19 protein-coding genes are annotated in these 21,535 nt (G+C 32.1%); 5 read left to right on the plus strand and 14 right to left on the minus strand.

Annotation, left to right across the window (positions count from 1 at the left end):
- The first annotated feature begins 1 nt into the window (after nt 1).
- Complete coding sequence (locus tag ACKTST_RS06805) at nt 2-1,057, plus strand: M14 family zinc carboxypeptidase (RefSeq protein ID WP_408046998.1); 1,056 nt, start codon at nt 2-4, stop codon at nt 1,055-1,057.
- An 81-nt stretch (nt 1,058-1,138) separates the two neighbouring features.
- Complete coding sequence (locus ACKTST_RS06810) at nt 1,139-1,618, plus strand: Lrp/AsnC family transcriptional regulator (protein ID WP_408046999.1); 480 nt, start codon at nt 1,139-1,141, stop codon at nt 1,616-1,618.
- A 64-nt stretch (nt 1,619-1,682) separates the two neighbouring features.
- On the opposite strand, the gene ACKTST_RS06815 is transcribed toward ACKTST_RS06810, so the two are convergent.
- The 11 genes from ACKTST_RS06815 to ACKTST_RS06865 form a co-directional block, all read right to left on the minus strand.
- On the minus strand, nt 1,683-2,372 hold the full coding sequence (locus tag ACKTST_RS06815) for a pseudouridine synthase (RefSeq protein ID WP_408047000.1): 690 nt from the start codon (nt 2,370-2,372) through the stop codon (nt 1,683-1,685).
- Nucleotide 2,373: 1 nt separating this feature from the next.
- Nucleotides 2,374-3,573: a multidrug effflux MFS transporter gene (locus ACKTST_RS06820; RefSeq protein ID WP_408047001.1), complete on the minus strand. Its 1,200-nt coding sequence runs from the start codon at nt 3,571-3,573 to the stop codon at nt 2,374-2,376.
- A gap of 254 nt (nt 3,574-3,827) precedes the next feature.
- Nucleotides 3,828-4,217 carry a DUF6438 domain-containing protein gene (locus ACKTST_RS06825; protein WP_408047002.1) on the minus strand — a complete coding sequence of 130 codons (390 nt, stop codon included), beginning with the start codon at nt 4,215-4,217 and terminating at the stop codon, nt 3,828-3,830.
- A gap of 83 nt (nt 4,218-4,300) precedes the next feature.
- Nucleotides 4,301-5,308 carry a zinc-binding metallopeptidase gene (locus ACKTST_RS06830; RefSeq protein WP_408047003.1) on the minus strand — a complete coding sequence of 336 codons (1,008 nt, stop codon included), beginning with the start codon at nt 5,306-5,308 and terminating at the stop codon, nt 4,301-4,303.
- Nucleotides 5,309-6,302: 994 nt separating this feature from the next.
- Nucleotides 6,303-7,337: a bestrophin family protein gene (locus ACKTST_RS06835; RefSeq protein WP_408047004.1), complete on the minus strand. Its 1,035-nt coding sequence runs from the start codon at nt 7,335-7,337 to the stop codon at nt 6,303-6,305.
- An 11-nt stretch (nt 7,338-7,348) separates the two neighbouring features.
- On the minus strand, nt 7,349-7,852 hold the full coding sequence (locus tag ACKTST_RS06840) for a hypothetical protein (RefSeq protein ID WP_408047005.1): 504 nt from the start codon (nt 7,850-7,852) through the stop codon (nt 7,349-7,351).
- 50 nt (nt 7,853-7,902) lie between these two features.
- Nucleotides 7,903-8,721, minus strand: coding sequence for an SDR family oxidoreductase (locus ACKTST_RS06845; protein WP_408047006.1), 819 nt, complete (start codon nt 8,719-8,721; stop codon nt 7,903-7,905).
- Between the two features lie 19 nt (nt 8,722-8,740).
- Nucleotides 8,741-10,342: an aldehyde dehydrogenase family protein gene (locus ACKTST_RS06850; protein ID WP_408047007.1), complete on the minus strand. Its 1,602-nt coding sequence runs from the start codon at nt 10,340-10,342 to the stop codon at nt 8,741-8,743.
- 55 nt (nt 10,343-10,397) lie between these two features.
- Nucleotides 10,398-10,970, minus strand: coding sequence for a TetR/AcrR family transcriptional regulator (locus ACKTST_RS06855; protein WP_408047008.1), 573 nt, complete (start codon nt 10,968-10,970; stop codon nt 10,398-10,400).
- Between the two features lie 288 nt (nt 10,971-11,258).
- Nucleotides 11,259-11,804 (minus strand): DUF4251 domain-containing protein, encoded by a 546-nt coding sequence (locus ACKTST_RS06860; RefSeq protein WP_408047009.1) that lies wholly within the window; start codon nt 11,802-11,804, stop codon nt 11,259-11,261.
- Nucleotides 11,805-11,885: 81 nt separating this feature from the next.
- Nucleotides 11,886-12,437: a 1-acyl-sn-glycerol-3-phosphate acyltransferase gene (locus ACKTST_RS06865; protein WP_408047010.1), complete on the minus strand. Its 552-nt coding sequence runs from the start codon at nt 12,435-12,437 to the stop codon at nt 11,886-11,888.
- Between the two features lie 104 nt (nt 12,438-12,541).
- Here ACKTST_RS06865 and rmuC point away from each other — a divergent pair, with 104 nt between their 5' ends.
- Complete coding sequence (rmuC, locus tag ACKTST_RS06870; protein WP_408047011.1) at nt 12,542-13,921, plus strand: DNA recombination protein RmuC; 1,380 nt, start codon at nt 12,542-12,544, stop codon at nt 13,919-13,921.
- Between the two features lie 53 nt (nt 13,922-13,974).
- Here rmuC and glyA read toward each other — a convergent pair whose 3' ends face one another.
- Nucleotides 13,975-15,249, minus strand: coding sequence for a serine hydroxymethyltransferase (gene glyA / locus ACKTST_RS06875; protein WP_408047012.1), 1,275 nt, complete (start codon nt 15,247-15,249; stop codon nt 13,975-13,977).
- Nucleotides 15,250-15,417: 168 nt separating this feature from the next.
- Here glyA and fahA point away from each other — a divergent pair, with 168 nt between their 5' ends.
- Entirely contained in the window at nt 15,418-16,698 is a 1,281-nt protein-coding gene (fahA, locus tag ACKTST_RS06880; protein ID WP_408047013.1) for a fumarylacetoacetase, read from the plus strand.
- 56 nt (nt 16,699-16,754) lie between these two features.
- On the opposite strand, the gene ACKTST_RS06885 is transcribed toward fahA, so the two are convergent.
- Together ACKTST_RS06885 and ytxJ are read right to left on the minus strand one after the other, a co-directional pair.
- Complete coding sequence (locus ACKTST_RS06885; RefSeq protein WP_408047014.1) at nt 16,755-18,311, minus strand: DEAD/DEAH box helicase; 1,557 nt, start codon at nt 18,309-18,311, stop codon at nt 16,755-16,757.
- Between the two features lie 71 nt (nt 18,312-18,382).
- Entirely contained in the window at nt 18,383-18,772 is a 390-nt protein-coding gene (gene ytxJ / locus ACKTST_RS06890; protein ID WP_408047015.1) for a bacillithiol system redox-active protein YtxJ, read from the minus strand.
- Nucleotides 18,773-18,925: 153 nt separating this feature from the next.
- On the opposite strand from ytxJ, the gene clpB reads away from it, so the two are divergent.
- The gene (gene clpB / locus ACKTST_RS06895; protein WP_408047016.1) at nt 18,926-21,532 is read left to right on the plus strand and encodes an ATP-dependent chaperone ClpB; all 2,607 of its coding nucleotides are present in this window, start codon (nt 18,926-18,928) and stop codon (nt 21,530-21,532) included.
- The last annotated feature ends 3 nt before the right edge of the window (nt 21,533-21,535 follow it).

The following is a 21,535-nucleotide window of genomic DNA, read 5'->3' on the forward strand; positions in this document are numbered from 1 at the left end:
CATGGAACGTATTGATAGCTCTTTTTTAGAAAAAAACTATTCAAAAATTAAAGAGGATTCTATATCTGGTAGATGGATTACACTTTCAGATATAGAACCTTTATATTTTAAACTGAAAAATTCAGAAATTCAAACTAAAATAATTGGAGAATCTGAACAAGGAAGAGCTATTTATCAACTTAAGTTAGGTTTTGGAGAGAAAAGAATTCTCATTTGGAGCCAAATGCATGGAAATGAAAGTACAGGAACCAAAGCTGTTTTTGATTTTTTAAACTTTATTCAGCAATTCCCAACTCACGAAGTTACGACTGAAATACTTAATAATTGTAGTATTACAATTGTTCCGATGTTAAATCCTGATGGGGCGCAGGCATATACACGCGTCAACGCAAATGATGTAGATTTAAACAGAGATGCGGTAAGTCTTCAAGCTAAAGAGAGTAAATTGTTGCGAAGTATTTTAGAAGATGTCAATCCTCACTTTTGTTTCAATTTACATGACCAAAGAACTATTTTTGGAGTAGAAGGAACTCAAAACCCTGCAACGTTATCTTTTTTAGCACCATCAGAAGAAGAAACCCGAAAAATTACAGAAGGTAGAAAAGAAACCATGAATGTAATTGTTGCTATGAATGAGTTACTTCAAGAAATAATATCAAATCATATTGGTCGTTATACGGATGAATTTTATCCGACTGCAACAGGTGATAATTTTCAAAAACTAGGACACAATACTATTTTAATTGAAGCTGGTCATTATAAAGATGATTACGCTAGGGAAGAGGTTAGAAAGTTTAATTTTTACGCATTATTACAAGGAATTTATCATGTTTCAACTAATAATGACTTTTCTTCTTATCAAGATTATTTAGCTATTCCAAACAATGTCAAGAACTTCTACGATGTAATTTACCGCTCAAAAAATAATGAAAAAGATGTTGCTTTTCAGTATGTAGAACGTATAGAAAATGGTAAATTTGCACCGATTTTAACAAAAGAAAAAGAAGGAGATTTATCTTCTTATTTAGCACATAAAGAATTCAAAAAAAACAAATAAAAATTCTTTTTTCCTTAAATAAAACTTATTTTTTTTAGAAAAAAACTATATTTTAGCAATATTACTTGAAGAAAACAAAAAATGAAGAAGTTCATACTAGATGAAATTGATCATCAAATTTTAGACATTTTAATTGAGAACGCACGAACACCATTTACCGACATTGCAAAAAAATTGTTAGTCTCGGCAGGTACAATTCACGTACGTGTTAAAAAAATGGAAGATGAAGGAATCATTCAAGGATCTACCTTAACCCTTAACTATGAAAAAATGGGGTATTCTTTCATTGCTCATGTTGGAGTTTTTTTAGATAAAACTTCTATGACACAACATGTACTTGATAACTTAGGTTTAATTCCTAACGTTACTGTGGCTTATGTAACTGCTGGTAAGTACAACATTTTTTGTAAAGTACGTGCTAAAAACACTGCAGATGCTAAAGAAATCATTTATAAAATAGATGAAATTCACGGAGTAAGTAGGACTGAAACTATGATTGCTCTTGAAGAAAGTATTAACGACAAAAAACGTTTAATGCACGCAATTTTTAAAGATATTTAATCTTAGGAATTTGAAAGATAAAAAAGGGTTACAAAAATTGTAACCCTTTTTCTTTTATTAAAACTTACCAGTTAAATTCATTAAAAATCTTTTTCCAATCATCAGAAAAATCAGCTATAATAGTTAATTTCTCATTTGAATGAGGGTGAACAAACCCTAAAGAGTGTGCATGTAAAAACAAATTTTCACAATTAAACTTTTCAGCAAACATCATATTGTGATTCTTATCACCATACTTAGGGTCTCCAATTAAGGGGTGACTAATTTTATTCATATGAATACGCAACTGATGCAATCTACCTGTTTTGGGTAACAATTCAACCAAACTATACCTTGAAGAATCATAAGGTTTCACAGGAATATCAACAATCACAGTTTTCTTTGTACTTAAATGAGTTTCTGCATCCTTGTGTACATTAGCATCTCTACCTTTTACAGGAGTATCAATAATTTTGGTTTCTGGAGCATGCCCTCTCACAATACCAAAATATGTTTTTTGAATTTCATTATTTGTGAATAACGCTTGAAAATTAGCTACATACTCGCTTTTTTTAGCTAACAATATTATTCCTGATGTTTTTCTGTCCAATCGATGAATAGGAAACGTTTTTAACCCACATTGTTGGTTTACTAACTGCAATAAAGATGCTTCATCAGCAACGTTTCTTGAGTGATGTGCGTGATGTACAACTACATTATTCGGTTTAGATACGCACAAGATATAATCATCTTCATAAAGAATTTCAATATTCATTTTATCGATTTGCTGGTGTTAGTTTAGTAAAATTTATAAGCACCAAAGATAAACTTCCACAGATAAAGAAACCTACAAAAAGTGGAAGGGAAGTGGTTTTTACATAACTCCCTATAAATGTAGCTATTGGAACAGCCATTATAGTAGAAACGAATCCGTTAATTGCAGCACCAATCCCAGCAATATGTCCAACTGGTTGCATCGCTAAAGCACGTAGGTTTCCAAATAAAAAGCCTATTGAAAAAAATTGCAAAGCAAAAAACACTAATAATATCATAATACTTGGATTACTCTTCTGATAAAATAATGCCACATAAACAATTGGAATGATTGTAAAAATGATAAGAAAGAATGACACCAATTTATGCATACCATATTTCATTACAAACGTACCATTTAAAAAAGTAGCAAAACCAACTGCAATTGCTAATCCTGCAAATATGTACGGAAATTCTTCAACTAGTAGATATTGTTCTTGAAAAATTTGCTGTGAAGCACTTAAATATACCATGAATGAACCAGTGATAAACCCTGAAATCAACGTAAAAACAATGGCTTGTTTAAATTTTATGAATTCTATTAATCCGTCAGAAAACAATCGTAATGAAAACTTGATTTTATTTTCTTCTTTAAGTGTTTCTGGTTGACGTTTCCATAACCAAATCATCACAAAAACTCCGAAAAGTAATTGGCTATAAAAAATAGATTTCCACCCGTAAACATCTAACATAATTTTTCCCAGAGCTGGAGCAACCACTGGTACTAAAATGAAAATAACTACAATAAACGACATTATTTTTGCCATATAATCACCACTAAAACTGTCTCGAACCATTGCTATACTTATCGTTCTTGGAGCAGAAAGCCCAATACCTTGCAAAATTCTACCAAAAATCATCATTTCTAAACTAGTTGCACTTACACAAATAAAACTAGCTATTACGAAAAGTAAAAAGCCACCATAAATAATGGGTTTTCTTCCTAAGCTATCAGAAAGAGGTCCAGATATTAGTTGTCCAAAACCTAGTCCTAAGAAAATCATTGTTACTAATAATTGACTGTTGTTGGATTTCTTTGGAATTTGAATGCTTATACCTATTTGTTCTAAGGCTGGTAAAATTGCATCGATTGATAAGGCTACAAGCGACATTAACGATGCCATTAAAACAATAAATTCTAATTTGGATTGATTCTTTTGCATGAAACAAAAATACTGCCTTTATTTTTGTTTAGAGGAAGTAATCTAAACTAAAAAAAGACTACAAAAAGTAGTCTTTTTAAAAACAAAATATCGTGATATATAATCGAAAAAGTGACGCTGTACAGAATAAATCTAATTTTTTAAAAAATTATGAAAAGTGAAGGGTACATTCTTAACAGCGTCTCCTATTTTATATCTTTCGTTATATAAAACAAGGTTCTTTGAATTTACCCTACCTTTTTTCTTAAAAAATTTTATTTTTTTATTTTATCAAGTAAAACTGTTAACTCTTTTACTTGTTCGTTACTTTGAGTTGATAGCTTTTTACCTTTATATTTTAATACTGTATTCGGTAAATCTCTTCTTAATCTTTCTTTGGAAGAAAAGCTTATTTCTTCTAGTTTTTGTTTAATATTTATAACCTCTTCAACTGTTAAGTTAAATTCATGAGTTCCTATTAAATCAACATTTTTTAACCCTTCGTATAAAACTTTACCATCATCAAAAACATACATATCAAAAACTGGACATTTTCCTAAGCAAGGTGTTTTTCCATAGTATAATAAAGCGTCTTCTTTTACATACTTTGTGCTTGAGCATCCAATAAAAAGAATAGCTACCAAAATTGTATATACATATTTCATATTCAATATTTTTTAAAGCACCATTAAGAGTTTTAAAATAGGATAGGGGTTGGGGGTTCTCTTAATGGTGCTAAAATTATAATTTAATGTCTTCTACACTTTGTTTTATATGGATTACCAATGGTATTGGCTTGTTTCCAAGATCCTGGTTCTGGTAACTCAAAAGAAGCAACATTTCCTTTGGCTCTTTTTAGACCTAGATTTCTTCTTATGTGATTTCTAAATTCTACCAACTCGCTTCTATCATACATTAATAGCATTTTTTTCTCTGCTATAGTACTACCAGATGGTTTATCTTTTGTTGTTGCAAATGTTGCAAAAACTTCAGCAATATCTTCACCTGGATTTGTTGATGCATATTGAGTTACATATCTATCTTTATACTTTTCATAGAATTTAGCGTGAGAAGCTTCGTCTTTTTTTGCATCTTCATACTCGCTCCAAATGTCATTCCAATACTTAGAATGTAATTCATTTATGTATGAATTATCTCTTGCACATCCTTCACCTGGAAAGTAGTTTTTACAATTTGCTTGTGTAATAGCAGCATCTAATTGAGTATCATTAAGTGTTAAAACATGTCCGAACTCATGAATAATTGTATATGCTAATTCTCCTCCTGCATTAAATCCTCCTTCATAAGCATAGTTTATCGCAATTCCCATTTGCCAATCAGAAAGGTCACTTTTAATTTCTACAACAAAACCAGCGCTACCTGTAACTTCACCATTATAAATTAAAAATTCACTCATCTTTTTTCTTTGGTTTAGAGGAATAATTTTCTTTGCTAATTCCCAAATTTCATTGTGTTTATCAGTATCTTTTTGATATTCTAAATCTTTACCTGATACCTTATAATCTTTAATTTTTGTGATGTTATCTCCATCAACTTTATATAACGTTATTTCACCTTCGTTTCCTTCAGCTTGTCCAGTATTAGAGCCAGAACCTGAATTTCCGTTACCGTTTTCACCTGAGTTACCAGCTTCAACTTTTGTTCTAACTATTTCATCATCATTATTACACGAACCAACCGCTAAAATTGATAAAACAATGAAAAGAAAGGCAATAATTCTTTTAATATTTTTCATATTGTTTTGAGTTTTTAAAATTGTTAAATGAAATTCCGCGGATATAATTCTAAAACAGAAATATTAAGAAATACCCTACAAAAAAATCGAAGAAGAAAGAAACAAATCTTATAAAAACAGATCTAAACAACTGTAAATAAAGAAATTAAAATAATTATTTTTTTTATTATAATTCTTCTATGAAGGTAAGATATAAACACATCTATTTAACATAATATTAATTATAGTACAAATGTTATTATGTTGTTTAAGGCATCGTTTCCATTTGATAGCTATAATGTAGTATTATGTAAAATATCACAGAAACTGTATTTATTATTTACGATATTCAGTACTTGGGTCATTAAAATTTAAAATATTCAATTCTCGTGGATTTGGAATTTTATTTTTTAAGGAAATCATTTGTAACTATAATTTGCCATTATGTAAAATTGCCGCTATCAAACGCTCGATTGCTTTTATAAAATCAATTATCCATCGCTTGCCAACGCCAAAAAAAGCAAAAGCTTTTAGCTTCGTATTTATAATTCGTCTGTAATTGAAATTTTCGTTGTTAAAAGTTTTCAGAAGCTTTTCGTTAAATATCTCGCAACAGTACAAAATTTTCCCTTGCTCAATTCCTTGCTTAAAAATTTCTGTACACTTGCTTTATTCTCGCTTTCATTAGAATATTCTTTTAATTGGAACTTCTAATATTATGTAAAATAGAAATTGAAACTGCTGAACTTTTTAAGATTTCATTTATCTTTTTTTCTTGATAAAAAAAGAAACAAAAAAATCAAGACTGCATAAAAATTTGGTAACAATTAACGGCTCGTTACGCTATATTTTAGGAAACATTGTAACAAACCAAGACTGCAAAGAACTTGCTTTAATATTTAGAAAACCCAAGAAAATTAGTTGCTAAACCCCTAAAATATTATTGCTCCACTCACCTATTGTTTTAACCAAAGTTTTATGAGGTCAGGGTAATTGGAACTTTCATTAATCGCTATCACATCAAAATTCCATTTTTAGCTTCGATACTTGGAGGTAAGTCTGTTTCACCTAACATTTCACGTAAATCTATTTCTATAATACGACATAAAGACAACATTGGAATATCATTAGCCATTCCTTGAAACGGGTTTTCTGAATAATCTGCAACAAGTTCCATACAGATGTAAACCCAACCGACTAAAGCTGTTATTGGAATAGATAACCATTGCACCCAATTATTTAACTCAAACATTTCTGGTATTAATGTAAATGGCAATAATGCAATAAAAATACCCACAAAGTATCTGCTCATGTTGGCATATTGACGAGGTAAAGGAAATTTTTTAATACGCTCATTCTTTCCTTGAAGTGTGTAAAAGCTTCGTAATACATTTTCCATTTCCATGTGCCTAAAATCTTCAATTAAGCCTTTCTCTCGCAATTTATGTAAATCTCTGGATTGCTCATTTATAATTTGTGTAGCTGTATTTACATTATTAATTAAACGGTTATGTTCTTCTGGTTGCAAAAATAATTTTAATTCGGTTCGAGTTATTTCATCATCTACCAATCCAACACCAAATTTTTTTTGATAGAATTTTGCTGTTCTACCTATATGGCCTCCTTGACTGGCGTGCTCCCAAGAAGTTGTAACTAAAAGCTGACTTCTATGTGCATATAACCATGCGATGTGCCTGTAGATTAACTTTCTTTTAATAGTTTTTAAATCTTCTTCTGATACTTTTTCATTTGCAAATAAGTTAGATATAAAACCATCAACCATCATTCCCCATGTTCGACTTTCGTTAACAATACCTCCCCAAATTTTTCGAGCTTCCCACATTCGGTCATACGATTGGTTATTTTTAAAACCTACATAAAAGGCAACTGCTGTACCAATTACTGAAACTGGAACCCACGGTATTTTAAAATTGATAATATTAAATTGATATAAAGTTGCGACAGCAGTCATTAACAAAATCAACCACAAAAAATGAAAGCCTGACCATGTTAACATTGTTTTAAAACTAATTCCTTTGGTTATAATCATATTAGGTTGGTTTAATTATTAGGAGTATAAGATTTTAAAAGTTGATAATAGGTTGCTGCTCGTTCTTCTGAAAAATGGTCAACAACATAAGTTGCAATAGTCATTAATAATAAGGCAATACCAATTGCTTTACCTATGGGTTTATTCCAAAATAAAAACAATACAACTCCCAATACTCCTAATGCTGCAAAAACATAGCGTGTTGTTGGATACCATTTTGTAAATGTTTCAACTCGTTCTTTTTCTGCTTCTACAAACGCGTCTGGGTTTTCTTGATAGACTTTGGGAAACTCCGCTAAACGTTTTGGGTTACTATACAGCATACTACCTCCTATGCCTACAAACATAAATCCTGCAATCAACAAAGGAAATAATAGTGCTTTAGCATTTGGTGTTGTTCCAACTTTATAAAACAAGAAAGCACAAATGCAGGTAATAATTCCAAATATTAAGACTAATTTGCCTTCAAATAATTCTCCTTTTATCCAATCTGTAGTGTGTTGAAATATATCCATAATATAAAACTGCCACCCAAAGCTAGGTGACAGTTTAAATTTAGTTAAAATTAATTTAATCCGTATTGACTTCTAATAAGACTCATATATTCTGGATCGTTCATCTGCTTGCGAGCAGCAATAATTTGTTCTGCATCTGGTCCAGCTATATATCGTAACTGGTCTGTTCCATCGGTTGCTGCCTTATAAATAGTTTCTGCTACTAAAATAGGTTCAGAACCATTAGCACCTGCTTCAAAAGCCTTTAGAACTTTCCCTGTAAACTCTGCATATTCGGTCATTGATGGGTCAATATTCATATCAAATGATGTGGTTGCAAAATTGGTGTTAATAACTCCTGGTTCTACCATTTTGACTTTTACACCAATTTCTGCCAATTCAAATGAAAGAGCTTCACTCATGCCTTCAACAGCAAACTTTGAACCATGGTATAATGTTCCCATTGGAAATGAAACTTTTCCACCCATAGAAGAAATGTTTATAATAGTTCCACTTCCCTGTTTACGCATTATAGGAATTACATTTTTGGTTACTAATAACAAGCCTATAACATTAACTTCAAACTGCATACGGATTTTGTGTTCTGGTGTGGCTTCCAAAATACCATACGAACCGTATCCTGCATTATTTAATAATACATCGATAGTACCGAATTTTTCTACTGCTTGTGCTACCGAAGATTTAATAGTGTCTTCTTTGGTTACGTCCAGTTCGGTTACTAATACGTTGTCCAAATCGGTTAGTTCTTTGTCACTATCTGAAAATTTGCGAACCGTTGCTACGACGTTCCATCCTTTTCCTTGAAAATATTTAGCAGTCATGCGTCCTATTCCGCTACTGCATCCTGTGATTAAAATTGTTTTACTCATTGTTATAATATTTTATTAATTAAAAGTCTTTCTTTTTGAAATTATCTACAACCATTTGACCTACCATTTTAGCGAAATGCCCCCAACTGTTGTCTATGGCGAAATATGCTGAATTGGTAAACAAATGTTCCATCATCTTTTTATTGGTCATCAGCATTCCTTGTGAATTGAAATCATCAATTAATACTGATTTTACAACATTTTCGTACTGATGTGCATTTCCAAAGTTTCCTACTCCAGAAACAAAGTCTTCCGTGGTTTCATTACACCCACCCCAAGTTAGGTAGGCACTCATAAACACATTGGGAGGAATAGTATTAACCGCAATACCTCCATAGTTTAATTCATTAATCGCTTGATGAACTCGTTCTTCGTTAGCTTTCATGGTGTCATTATCCACCAAAATCATAAGACCTAAAGAGCCTAATAGTTTTTTATTACAAAATGTTGTGGCTTTGGTTAAATAGTCATCAGCATTATTTTCTGTGTCTAAAGGTAGTTCGGATATGATTTGGCAAAACGCCTCATTGGTTACTGCGAAATCATCTTCCTTCACATTTGGAATAAACACAAAATCTGTAGTTGGATATTTTCCGTTTTCTACTTTTAATACCTCCGCCGTTGGCTGATTTTCCAAAAATGCCTTTTTAGTATCTTCCACACCTGGGTAATAGGTTCCTACTGCATAGGTGTCATCCTTAATAGCTTTTCGTACAGCATCTAAAAACTGTTCTCTTTGAGGCCAGTTTTTAGAAGTGATTATTGTTTGTACACGACCACAAACTGCTCCACCATTCATTTTACCAACAGAAACGACTTGCAAGGCTTGGTGTTTTATTTCTTTTTCTGTCCAAGGTCTAATACCAGGAATAACCAACAATGGATTGTTTCCGCCACATTCTGCCACAACAGGTGCTTTAGCATTATTTTGGATGGCATGTGCTACACCAGTTGAACCTGTGAAGTAAATAGCATGTAAGCCATCTAAAGAGGTCATTGCTCGAGCTTCTTCTGGTTCTATAAATACCAATGCTTTTCTATCGATCAATGGTTGAAAGATTTTAGCCCAAATATGGTCGGTTTCTACATTATTTTGATGTGGTTTATGGATAACGGCTTTATTTTCGTAAAACAAAGCTTTAACCATTTCTACTGAAGAACTATAGTTTCCTGCCCCCGAAATGGCTATAACTCCTGCTGGTTTTTCCAATGGATTAATTTGTGTCGGTTCACCCTTTACATGCAAATATCCTTTTTGCTTTCCAGCTAACATTTTGTCCTTTGGAAATACTGGCCAAGTCTGAATTGCAGTAATACCTCCATCTAATTTTTTTGTACTTACAGGTTGAAGCATTTCTCCATTTACGAGTTTTTCGTATAAATGATGGCTTCCCATTAGCATTCCTGCAATGGGACCTGCTGTTCCTGCAATACCAAATCCTTTAGTATAAATTTCAGTTCCAATATAATCGTTCTTCATTTTTGCATCAGCTATACCTAAATCTTCGGCATACTGGCTCAAGTTCTTTTGGACTTCTTCAATTAGTGCTAATTTTTCAATAGCTGAAGTCTGTGCCCATGCTTTTGGGTCTAAATAATCATATGCTTCTTGTGCTGTCATAATAATTTGTTTTAAAGTTAATATGAACGTTCATTCATATTAGTTGATAAATTTTTTATTTTAATAATTTCCATATTCTTTCGAGAGTGTCCTCAAGAACAGAATCGGTAACCTCAACTTCATCATTCAATCTTATTTGTACTAACGCAACAATACAATTGTATACCAAGCGAATTACTATAATGGGATGGATATCTCTAAAGATATTCTCTTCAACTCCTTTTATTATAATATCTACGCCTTGTTGGTAAAAACGCCTTCCATGTTCTCTTACTTCTTTTGAAATCAGTGGCGAATAATTGTGTGTGTCAATAAAGAAAAAATGACTTGGGTTATTTACATAGTAGTTATACGTTTTTTTAGTAACTAATTTGAATTGCTCTTTAAAAGGTAACCCTAATTCTTCATCAATAAGCTTAATATAATGTCCGTAAGATTCTTGAATATATAAGAAAATACCTTCAATTAAATCGTCTTTACTTTTAAAGTTTAGGTACATGGTGCCTACTGCAACTCCTGATTCCTTTGAGAGTTGAGCCATTGATGTTTGCTGTAAACCTTGATTAGTAAATAATGATAATGCCGTTTCTATTATTTGAGTTCGCTTATCTAATGTTTCTGTTTTCATTTTTTAACTGAATGAACATTCATACTGCAAATATATAATATTTATTTTAATATTCAAGTAACTATATAAAAAAACAATAATCAATATTATTCCATTCCTCACACATTACACTACTCTCCTATCGTCGTTTCGCATAAAAAGTGTTCCATTAACTGTAGTGAAAGAAACTTTAGAGAAGAAAACTTTTAAAAGAAAAATCAGTAAATGAAACTATTGCTTTTACCAAAGCAAAGTAACATAATGCTGACCATTATAGTTCAAACGCATAGTAATTAAAGTACGGTAAGCTTATTTAACAAATAAAATCTTACCTCGATACGTTATTGAATGCTTTTGAGAGCTATTAATATAAATAGTACTCGATAAACTGGGATAAACTCTAACAACAACATTGTAGTTTTCGGTTGTTGTATTTTTATCATTGATACTAAAACTGATTTTGTAACTATTTCCTTTAGCTTCTGATATGTTCAAATTCTTAGGGATACCTTCAAACTCAATTCCTATATTGTTACCACCATAAGAACCTCCTGATTGTCGCTCACCAAAATATGGTAAATACGCAGAAACTGAGTCTCCCTTTATTCTAAAAAAATTACTATTTCCAATCAAGTTTATATTACCTGAATTACTTCCTACTGGTAACAAACCAGCATTTGCAATCTGAGTCATTGCATACGTAACTTGAGGTTCAGCCCATTCTGATTCTATCTCAAAAGATTTACTTTTAATTAGAGAAGTTAAATTGTCTATTTCTGCTTTTGTTGCTTTTTTTGAAGAAGCACAACCAAACAGCAAAAGAGACAGACAAACCAATATATAATATTTTCTCATATCTCCTTGTTTTTAAACCTTTTACAAATTACTCAATTTTCAAGAGAAATTCAAGATAATACCACTATTTAACATTTGATTTTAGTCTCTATCTGGTACAGAAAACAACTCCGGTTTAGCACCTTTTATGTTTCTATAAAAGTCATAAATATGATTCATATCTGCTTTCATATTATCAGTTAAATAATAAGGTTCAGCTACTTTTATTTGTTTATTTTCAAAGTCAAAAGCAAACATTACAACAGGAACCTTAGCTCCTTTTGCTATATAATAAAATCCTGTTTTCCATTCGGTAACTTTTGCACGGGTTCCTTCAGGAGACAACGCCAAACGAAATTCATCTTTACTGTTAAAAACATCTACTATAGAATCTACTAAATTGGTTCGTTTACTTCTATCTACCGGCGTACCTCCTAACGCTCTAAAAATAAAACCAAACGGAGGTTTAAATAACGAAGCTTTTCCGATAAAACTAATCTTAACATCAAAAGAATTTCTAGCTAAAATAGCAATTGGAAAATCTTTCCAGCTAGTATGCGGTGCTCCAATAACCACGTACTTCTTTAAATCTCTTGGAAAATCTCCAACCAATTTCCAGCCTAAAACTTTATGAAATATAAACTTAGATATCATTCTACAAATATAAACGTCAATGATGCTGTTTCCATATAAAAATCAAATAATTTTAACCTATCTTGTCCTATATTTGTTCATTCAATAAACTTTTAAATATCCTGATGAATACCACTCTTTTACTTATTTTAATTGCTATAACTACCCTATTTATTGGATTTATTATCGGAAATCTACTTGCTAAACTAAAGTTTAAACAACAAACTACCGATTTAGAAAAAAAGATTACCACTCTTCAGAATCATCAATCGAATTTTGAGATTCAAAAAAGAGAAAAAGAACAGCATTTTTCTCAGCAAAAAGAAGATTTTTTAAATAGATTAGACGAAAAAACGAAAGAAAACAGTGAATTACGTCGTGAAAAGGAATTTTCTTCTATTGAATTAGCAAGAAAGAATGAAGAATTGAAGAATTTACAACTGAAACTAAATGAAAATAAAGAAGAAGTAGAAAAACTACAAGATAAGTTTACCAAAGAGTTTGAAAACTTAGCAAATAAAATTTTAGACGAAAAATCGAATAAGTTTACTGAGCAAAATAAAAAGAACATCAAGGATATTTTACATCCGCTTCAAGAAAAAATACAGGTTTTTGAAAAGAAAGTTGAAGATTCTCAAAAAGAAAGTATTTCAATGCATTCTGCCTTAAAAGAGCAATTATTAGGATTAAAAGAGTTAAATGCTCAAATGAGTAAAGAAACCATTAATCTAACCAAAGCTTTAAAAGGAGATAGCAAAACTCAAGGGAATTGGGGTGAATTAGTTTTAGAGCGCGTGTTAGAAAAATCTGGATTAGAAAAAGATCGTGAGTATTTTGTACAACAATCATTCACCAATGAAGAAGGCAAACGTATTATGCCCGATGTAGTCATTCACTTACCAGACAACAAAAAAATGATTGTCGATTCTAAAGTATCATTAACAGCTTATGAGCAATTTATTAATACAGAAGATGATATTGAAAAAGAACGTTTTTTAAAGGAACATGTGAATTCGTTAAAGCGTCATGTAGAACAGCTTTCAGAAAAAAAGTATGAAGATATTTATAAAATCGAATCTCCAGATTTTGTACTTCTTTTTGTACCTATTGAGCCTGCTTTTGCGGTGGCTTTAAATGAAGATAACACCTTGTACAACAAAGCTTTTGAGCGCAATATTGTAATTGTAACTCCTACTACCCTTTTAGCTACTTTGCGTACTATTGATACGATGTGGAATAACGAAAAACAACAGCGTAACGCCTTAGAAATTGCACGTCAAGCAGGTGCTTTGTATGATAAATTTCAAGGTTTATTAACCGACTTGGTAAATATTGGTAAAAAAATAGACGGCACTAAAGCAGACTATTCTGCTGCTATGAACAAATTAGTTGAAGGTCGTGGAAACTTAATTAATAGTGTAGAAAAACTAAAGAAAATGGGAGCCAAAGCCAAAAAAGCACTTCCAGGTAATATTCTAGACCGAGCCCAAGACAATGATGAATAACAAAAAAGGCGTTCTAGTTTAGAACGCCTTTTTTCTTATCTATAAGTCTACTTCTACATCACAAACAAACGTCTGTAGTGCATTAAGTCGTACACCTTCTCTCCTATTGCTTCTAAAGCTTCGTCATTATCAGCATTCATTAATGCTTCATCAATTAAATCAACGATTATTTCCATTTCAGCTTCTTTTAAACCACGGGTGGTAACCGCAGCAGTACCTACACGAATACCAGAAGTTACAAATGGAGATTCTGTATCAAACGGAACCATGTTTTTATTTACCGTAATTTCTGCTTTTCCTAAAGCTTCCTCAGCAGCTTTTCCTGTAATATTTTTATTACGTAAATCAATTAGCATACAATGGTTATCTGTACCACCAGAAATAATTTCATATCCTTTAGCTACAAATGCTTTCGCCATTGCTTGTGCATTTTCTTTTACTTGAATTTGATATTCTAAAAACTCATCTGTTAACGCTTCACCAAAAGCAACTGCTTTTGCAGCAATAACGTGCTCTAATGGTCCACCTTGATTTCCTGGGAAAACCGCAGAATTAATCAACGTTGACATTTTCTTTAACTTTCCTGATTTTAACGTTTCACCGAATGGATTGTCAAAATCTTTTCCAATCATAATCATACCACCACGAGGCCCACGTAATGTTTTGTGAGTTGTAGTAGTAACAATATGACAGTGTGGTAACGGATCAGATAAAATTCCTTTTGCAATTAAACCTGCTGGGTGCGAAATATCTGCCATTAAAATAGCACCAACGCTATCAGCAATTTCTCTGAACTTTTTAAAATCAATATCACGAGAATACGCTGAAGCTCCTGCAATGATTAATTTAGGCTTATGTTCGTTAGCTTGTTGCTCTAAATGCTTATAATCTATATATCCTGTTTCTTTATCTACACCGTAAAATACAGGATTGTATAATTTACCAGAAAAGTTTACTGGCGAACCGTGAGTTAAGTGACCTCCGTGAGATAAATCAAATCCTAAAATAGTATCTCCTGGTTGTAAACATGCGGCAAAAACAGCAGTGTTTGCTTGACTTCCAGAGTGTGGCTGTACATTTACATACTCAGCTCCGAAAAGTTCTTTAGCTCTGTCAATAGCAATCTGCTCTACGACATCAACTACTTCACATCCACCGTAATAACGTTTCCCTGGATATCCTTCAGCATATTTATTAGTTAAAACCGATCCTTGAGCTTCCATTACTTGGTCGCTTACAAAATTTTCTGAAGCAATCAACTCTAAACCGTGTAATTGACGCTCTTTCTCCTCTTGAATTAAATCAAATATTTGATGATCTTTTTGCATGTTGTGTGTTGTTACATAAAGTAGCCAAAAGTACTAATTTTATTCCTCAATAGTTACAGATTTTTAAAGAAGTAAACACAAAAATAGTTTCACATTTTTTTTACTCATCTTTTTGGGGTAAATTGAAAAAAATATGTAGGTTTGATGAAAATATAACAAAAACGATAAATGGAAATAACTGCTAATAATCCGAATAGAAAATCTTGGTTAACTGTGGCTGAAGACTCTGATTTTCCTATTCAAAACATACCTTTTGGGGTTTTTCTAACTAAAGATGATATTATAACAATTGGTACTCGAATTGGTGATTACGCTATCGATTTAGGGGCGTTACATCAATTAGGTTACTTTGACGGAATTCCGTTAACCGATGATATTTTTTTACAAGACACATTAAATGATTTTATTGCTGACGGACGTAAAACATGGCGTTTAGTTCGTAATAGAATTGCGGATATTTTTGATGTAAAAAACGGTAAATTAAGGGACAACGCTGAGCATAAAGATAAAATTATCTTTAGAATGGATGAAGTTGAGATGCAACTACCAGTAGCTGTTGGTGATTATACCGATTTTTATGCAAGTAAAGAACACGCAACGAACGTAGGAAGCTTATTTAGAGATCCTGAAAATGCTTTATTACCAAACTGGTTACAAATTCCTATCGGTTACCATGGTAGAAGTTCTTCAATTGTTCCTTCAGGTACACCTATTCGTCGTCCTATTGGACAACAACGTCCTAACGAAGGAGAAACCACCCCAAACTTCGGGCCTTCAAAATTATTAGATTTTGAATTAGAAATGGCGTTTATTACTACGGTAGCAAACGATTTAGGCGATAGAATCCCAATTGAAGAAGCTGAAGAATATATCTTCGGATTGGTGTTATTTAACGACTGGTCTGCTCGTGATATTCAAGCTTGGGAATATGTTCCTTTAGGACCTTTCCTAGGGAAAAATTTTGCTTCAACTATTTCTCCTTGGATTGTAACGTTAGACGCTTTAGAGCCTTTTAGAGTAGACAACCCTAAACAAGTGTTTGAGCCGTTACCATATTTAAAGAAAGAAGGTAAAGACAGCTACGACATTAACTTACAAATGGCTATTCAACCAGAAGGAAAAGAAGAAACTGTAGTTTGTAATTCTAACTTTAAGTATATGTATTGGACAATGGTACAACAGTTAGCGCATCATACCGTAAACGGATGCCCTGTAAATTCAGGTGATATGATGGGAAGCGGTACTATTTCTGGTCCTTCTCAAGATAGTTTTGGTTCTATGTTAGAATTGACTTGGAGAGGTCAAAACCCTATTAAAATGAATGATGGTAGCGAGCGTAAATTTATTAATGATAACGATACCGTTATTATGCGTGGTTACTGTAAAAACGATAAAATTCGTATCGGTTTTGGTGAATGTTCTGGTAAAGTTTTACCTGCTAAAGAATAAAACTAAAAATATATTTATAAAAAAATCCAGTTCAATGAACTGGATTTTTTTTTATGTTATTCTTCTTCTGGTGGTGGATGTCCATGAATTTCCTCATACACTTCGTCAAAATTACCACGTAAATATGTATTCAGTTTTTTTCGATAATCGTCTTGTAACCAATCGATAAAATTATGAGTGCTTTTAGATATACATTTAGAGTAACGATAAATTCTGTCATCAATATCTCCTCCTAACATCTTTGCTAAAATCAATGCATCAAAAACATCTTCACTGTTTTCTACGCACATTTTTGCATGATGCTCAATCGATTTCTCTAACACTCGTTTAGAAGATTCTCCCGCTTGAATTGTATCTCTATAAACTCTCTTAATATCAAAATATAAATCTTCTGATTTAGAAAATTCTGCTTTAATATCAGCAGGCAATTCGTATCTAAATTCACTTTCAATTTCTTCATCAGACAATAAATTATCTAAATAGAAATTAGGAGATCTAAACATCTTTTGCCAATCTAAATCAGCTCCCCAAGGACCAAAACGGTGGAAATTGTTTCCTAAATCAATAACATTAAACTCTGATTTACCAGGTAAAATACGAGAACCACGACCAATCATTTGATAATACAAAGTCAATGATTTCGTAGCTCTGTTCAAAATGATAGATTCAACGGTAGGCTCATCAAATCCTGTTGTTAAAATACTTACCGAGGTAATAATAGCATTCGGCGTCTTTTTAAACCATTTTAATATCAAATCACGCTCTTTCTTAGTATTTGTATTATCTAAATGAGCGATAGGATATCCTGCTCTTTTAAATGTATCAAATACATGAAGTGAAGTGTTAATACCGTTGTTAAAAATTAATGTTTTGGTTCCTTTTGCACGTTCTTCATAAGCTTGAATTAGCTTTGAAAGCATGTCGGTATTTGTATATAAATCTTCAGAAGATTTTACCGTATAATCACCATTTGCTCCAACTTCTAACGAAGTTAATCCAACATTATAAGAATAAATACTAGCTTTTGCTAAATATTCATTTTCAATCAAAGCTCCAATACTCTCTCCTACGATTAGCTCATCGTAGTTATCTTTCATTGGTAGTTTAATATTTGAACTCAAAGGTGTTGCGGTTACCCCTAAAATGAACGATTTTTCAAAAAACTTAAACAGCTTTGTAAATGAATTATAGTGAGCCTCATCAATAATAACCAAACCAACATCAGAAATATCTAACATATCGTCATTTAAACGATTGTTTAGTGTTTCTACCATTGCTACAAAGCAATCGTATTTATCTTGATCATCTAAACTTGCTTTACTATCAATAATTTTATTTTCTACCCCAAATTCGCTTAACATTTTAGCTGTTTGCTTGCAAAGCTCAATTCGGTGCGTCATTATTAGCACCTTTTTTTGATGGTGTTTTAAGTACTGACGAGTAATTTCTGAGAAAATAACTGTCTTCCCTCCTCCTGTTGGAAGTTGGTATAACAAGTGATAATTCTCAGGAGCATCTTCAAAACTTTTAAAAATTTTGTACAATGCTTCTTTTTGATAATCGTATAAATTTTTTCCTTTCTTTGGTTGTGAAGTTGGTGTTTCGTTACTCAAATCTCTTATAATTTTGAAATGTGCAAAAATACGAGGTATTTAAGGAAATCCCATTAAAATCGGGACTTTTTTTAGAATTTTTTCAAATTTATCTGAGCAATATCATAATGAGAAGCATGACTTACCACCTCCCCTTTTTTAATCACCAATAACTGAGGTGATTGATGTAATACCTGAAATGTGTAAGCAATTTCGTTAGAAATTTCTCTGTAATTAAGTAAGTCTAAATAATAAACTTTGTAGCTTTTAAGCTCCTCATCAAAGCTATTTGCAAAACGCTTAATTACCATACTACTAATACCACAACGAGTTGAATGTTTAAAAATAGCTACAGGTTCATTTTCTGATTGCCTTTTGATTTCTTCTAGCTGTTGCATGTTAGTAAGAGGAATCCAATTGATATTACTCTTTTGCTCTTCTTTAGAATCTTTCTTATTTTTAAATATATTGAAAATGCTCATTTTATTACTTTTTATAACGTAGTCGTGTTAATCTCAAATAACTTTCACAGTCAAAAAGTCAGTAAAAACGCCTGCAATAAAGACAAAATGACTGTTTTTGAATTAATCTTTCAATTGGTATCAATTTTGACTTTAACACATAAAAACTGAAAGATGAATTTTAACAATTATACAATAAAATCACAAGAAACTATACAACAAGCACAACAATTAGCGCAGAGTTATAGTCATAATCAAATAGAAAATGAACACATTTTTAAGGCAATTACTTTAGTTGATGAAAATGTACTTCCATTTATTTTAAAAAAGTTGAACATCAATTTTACAATTGTTCAACAAATTTTAGATAAACAACTAGAAAGTTTTTCAAAAGTTACGGGTGCAGATATCATGCTTTCTCGTGAAGCAGGTACTACTTTAAATGAAGCAGCTATAGTTGCCAAAAAAATGAACGATGAATATGTGTCAATCGAACATTTAATTTTAGCTATTGTAAAATCTAAAAGTGGTATTGGACAAGCACTACGTGATCAAGGTGCTACCGAAAAACTGGTAACAATAGCTATTGAAGAATTGCGCAAAGGAGACAGAGTTACTTCTCAAAGTGCAGAAGAAACCTACAATTCATTAAATAAATACGCTAAAAACTTAAACCAATTAGCGCAAGACGGTAAATTAGATCCTGTTATTGGTCGCGATGAAGAAATAAGACGCTTACTTCAAATTTTATCTCGTAGAACAAAAAACAATCCTATTCTAGTAGGTGAACCTGGTACGGGTAAAACTGCTATTGCTGAAGGATTAGCACATAGAATTATTCGTGGTGACGTTCCTGAAAATTTAAAAGACAAGCAAATTTTCTCTTTAGATATGGGAGCTTTAATTGCTGGTGCAAAGTATAAGGGTGAGTTTGAAGAACGTTTAAAATCCGTAGTAAAAGAAGTAACTACTTCCGAAGGAGATATTGTTCTTTTTATTGATGAAATCCATACCTTAGTTGGTGCTGGTGGTGGTCAAGGCGCTATGGATGCAGCTAATATTTTAAAACCTGCATTAGCTCGTGGAGAGTTAAGAGCTATTGGTGCAACAACACTAGATGAATACCAAAAATATTTTGAAAAAGACAAAGCCTTAGAGCGTCGTTTTCAAAAAGTAATGGTGGATGAACCTGACACCGAAAGCGCTATTTCGATTTTACGCGGTATTAAAGACAAGTATGAAACCCACCATAAAGTTCGCATTAAAGACGAAGCTATTATTGGTGCGGTAGAATTATCGCAGCGCTATATAACAAGTCGTTTCTTACCCGATAAAGCGATCGATTTAATGGATGAAGCTGCTTCCAAATTACGAATGGAAATCAATTCTAAACCAGAAGAATTAGATGTACTAGATCGTAAAATAATGCAGTTAGAAATTGAAATTGAAGCTATTAAACGTGAAAACGATGAAGCTAAATTAAAATCGCTAAATGCCGATTTAGCTAATTTAAAGGAAGAGCGCAACGAGATTAATGCCAAATGGCAATCAGAAAAAAATGTAGTTGACACTATTCAAGCTTTAAAAACTGGCATTGAAAATTACAAATTAGAGGCTGAAAAAGCTGAACGAAATGGCGATTATGGAAAAGTTGCAGAATTACGTTACGGAAAAATAAAAGAAGCGCAAGAACAACTTGAAGAAAAGCAACAAGAATTAGCTTCACAAAGCGAAAACGCTTTAATTAAAGAAGAAGTTACCTATGATGATATAGCTGAGGTTGTTGCGAAATGGACAGGAATCCCAGTAACTAAAATGCTACAATCTGAACGAGAGAAATTACTAAAACTTGAAGATGAATTACACAAACGTGTAGTTGGTCAAGAAGAGGCTATTGAAGCTGTTTCAGACTCGGTTCGTCGTTCTAGAGCGGGATTACAAAATCCTAATAAACCGATTGGTTCATTCTTATTTTTAGGTACAACAGGGGTTGGAAAAACTGAATTAGCAAAAGCATTAGCAGAATATTTATTTGACGATGAAAATGCAATGACTCGAATTGATATGAGTGAATACCAAGAACGTCATTCGGTAAGTAGATTAGTGGGTGCACCTCCAGGATATGTTGGTTATGATGAAGGTGGACAATTAACAGAAGCTGTACGAAGAAAACCGTATTCAGTTGTGTTATTAGATGAAATTGAAAAAGCACATCCAGATACATTTAATATATTATTGCAAGTGCTAGATGAAGGAAGATTAACCGATAATAAAGGTCGTATTGCTGATTTTAAAAACACGATTATTATCATGACTTCAAACATGGGAAGCCATATTATTCAAGAGAAGTTTGAAAACATGAAAAAAGACATTCACACAACTATGGAGCTTGCCAAAACAGAAGTTCTTGGTTTATTAAAACAAAGTGTGCGTCCGGAGTTTTTAAACAGAATTGATGATATTATTATGTTTACGCCGCTATCTGAAAACAATATTAAACAAATTGTAAAACTACAATTAAACAGTGTTAAAAAAATGATAGCGAAACAAAACATAGTTTTTGATGCTACCGAAGAAGCTATTGCTTATTTAGCTGTTAAAGGATATCAGCCTGAGTTTGGTGCGCGTCCTGTAAAACGTGTTATTCAAAAAGAGGTTTTGAATCAATTATCTAAAGAAATTTTAGCTGGTAAAGTTACAACCGACAGTATAATTTTATTAGATGCTTTTGATGATCAGTTGGTTTTTAGAAATCAATCTGATTTAGTAGAAAATGAATAAAAA

The sequence above is a fragment of the Tenacibaculum crassostreae genome (assembly GCF_964512405.1).
Lineage (GTDB): Bacteria > Bacteroidota > Bacteroidia > Flavobacteriales > Flavobacteriaceae > Polaribacter > Polaribacter crassostreae.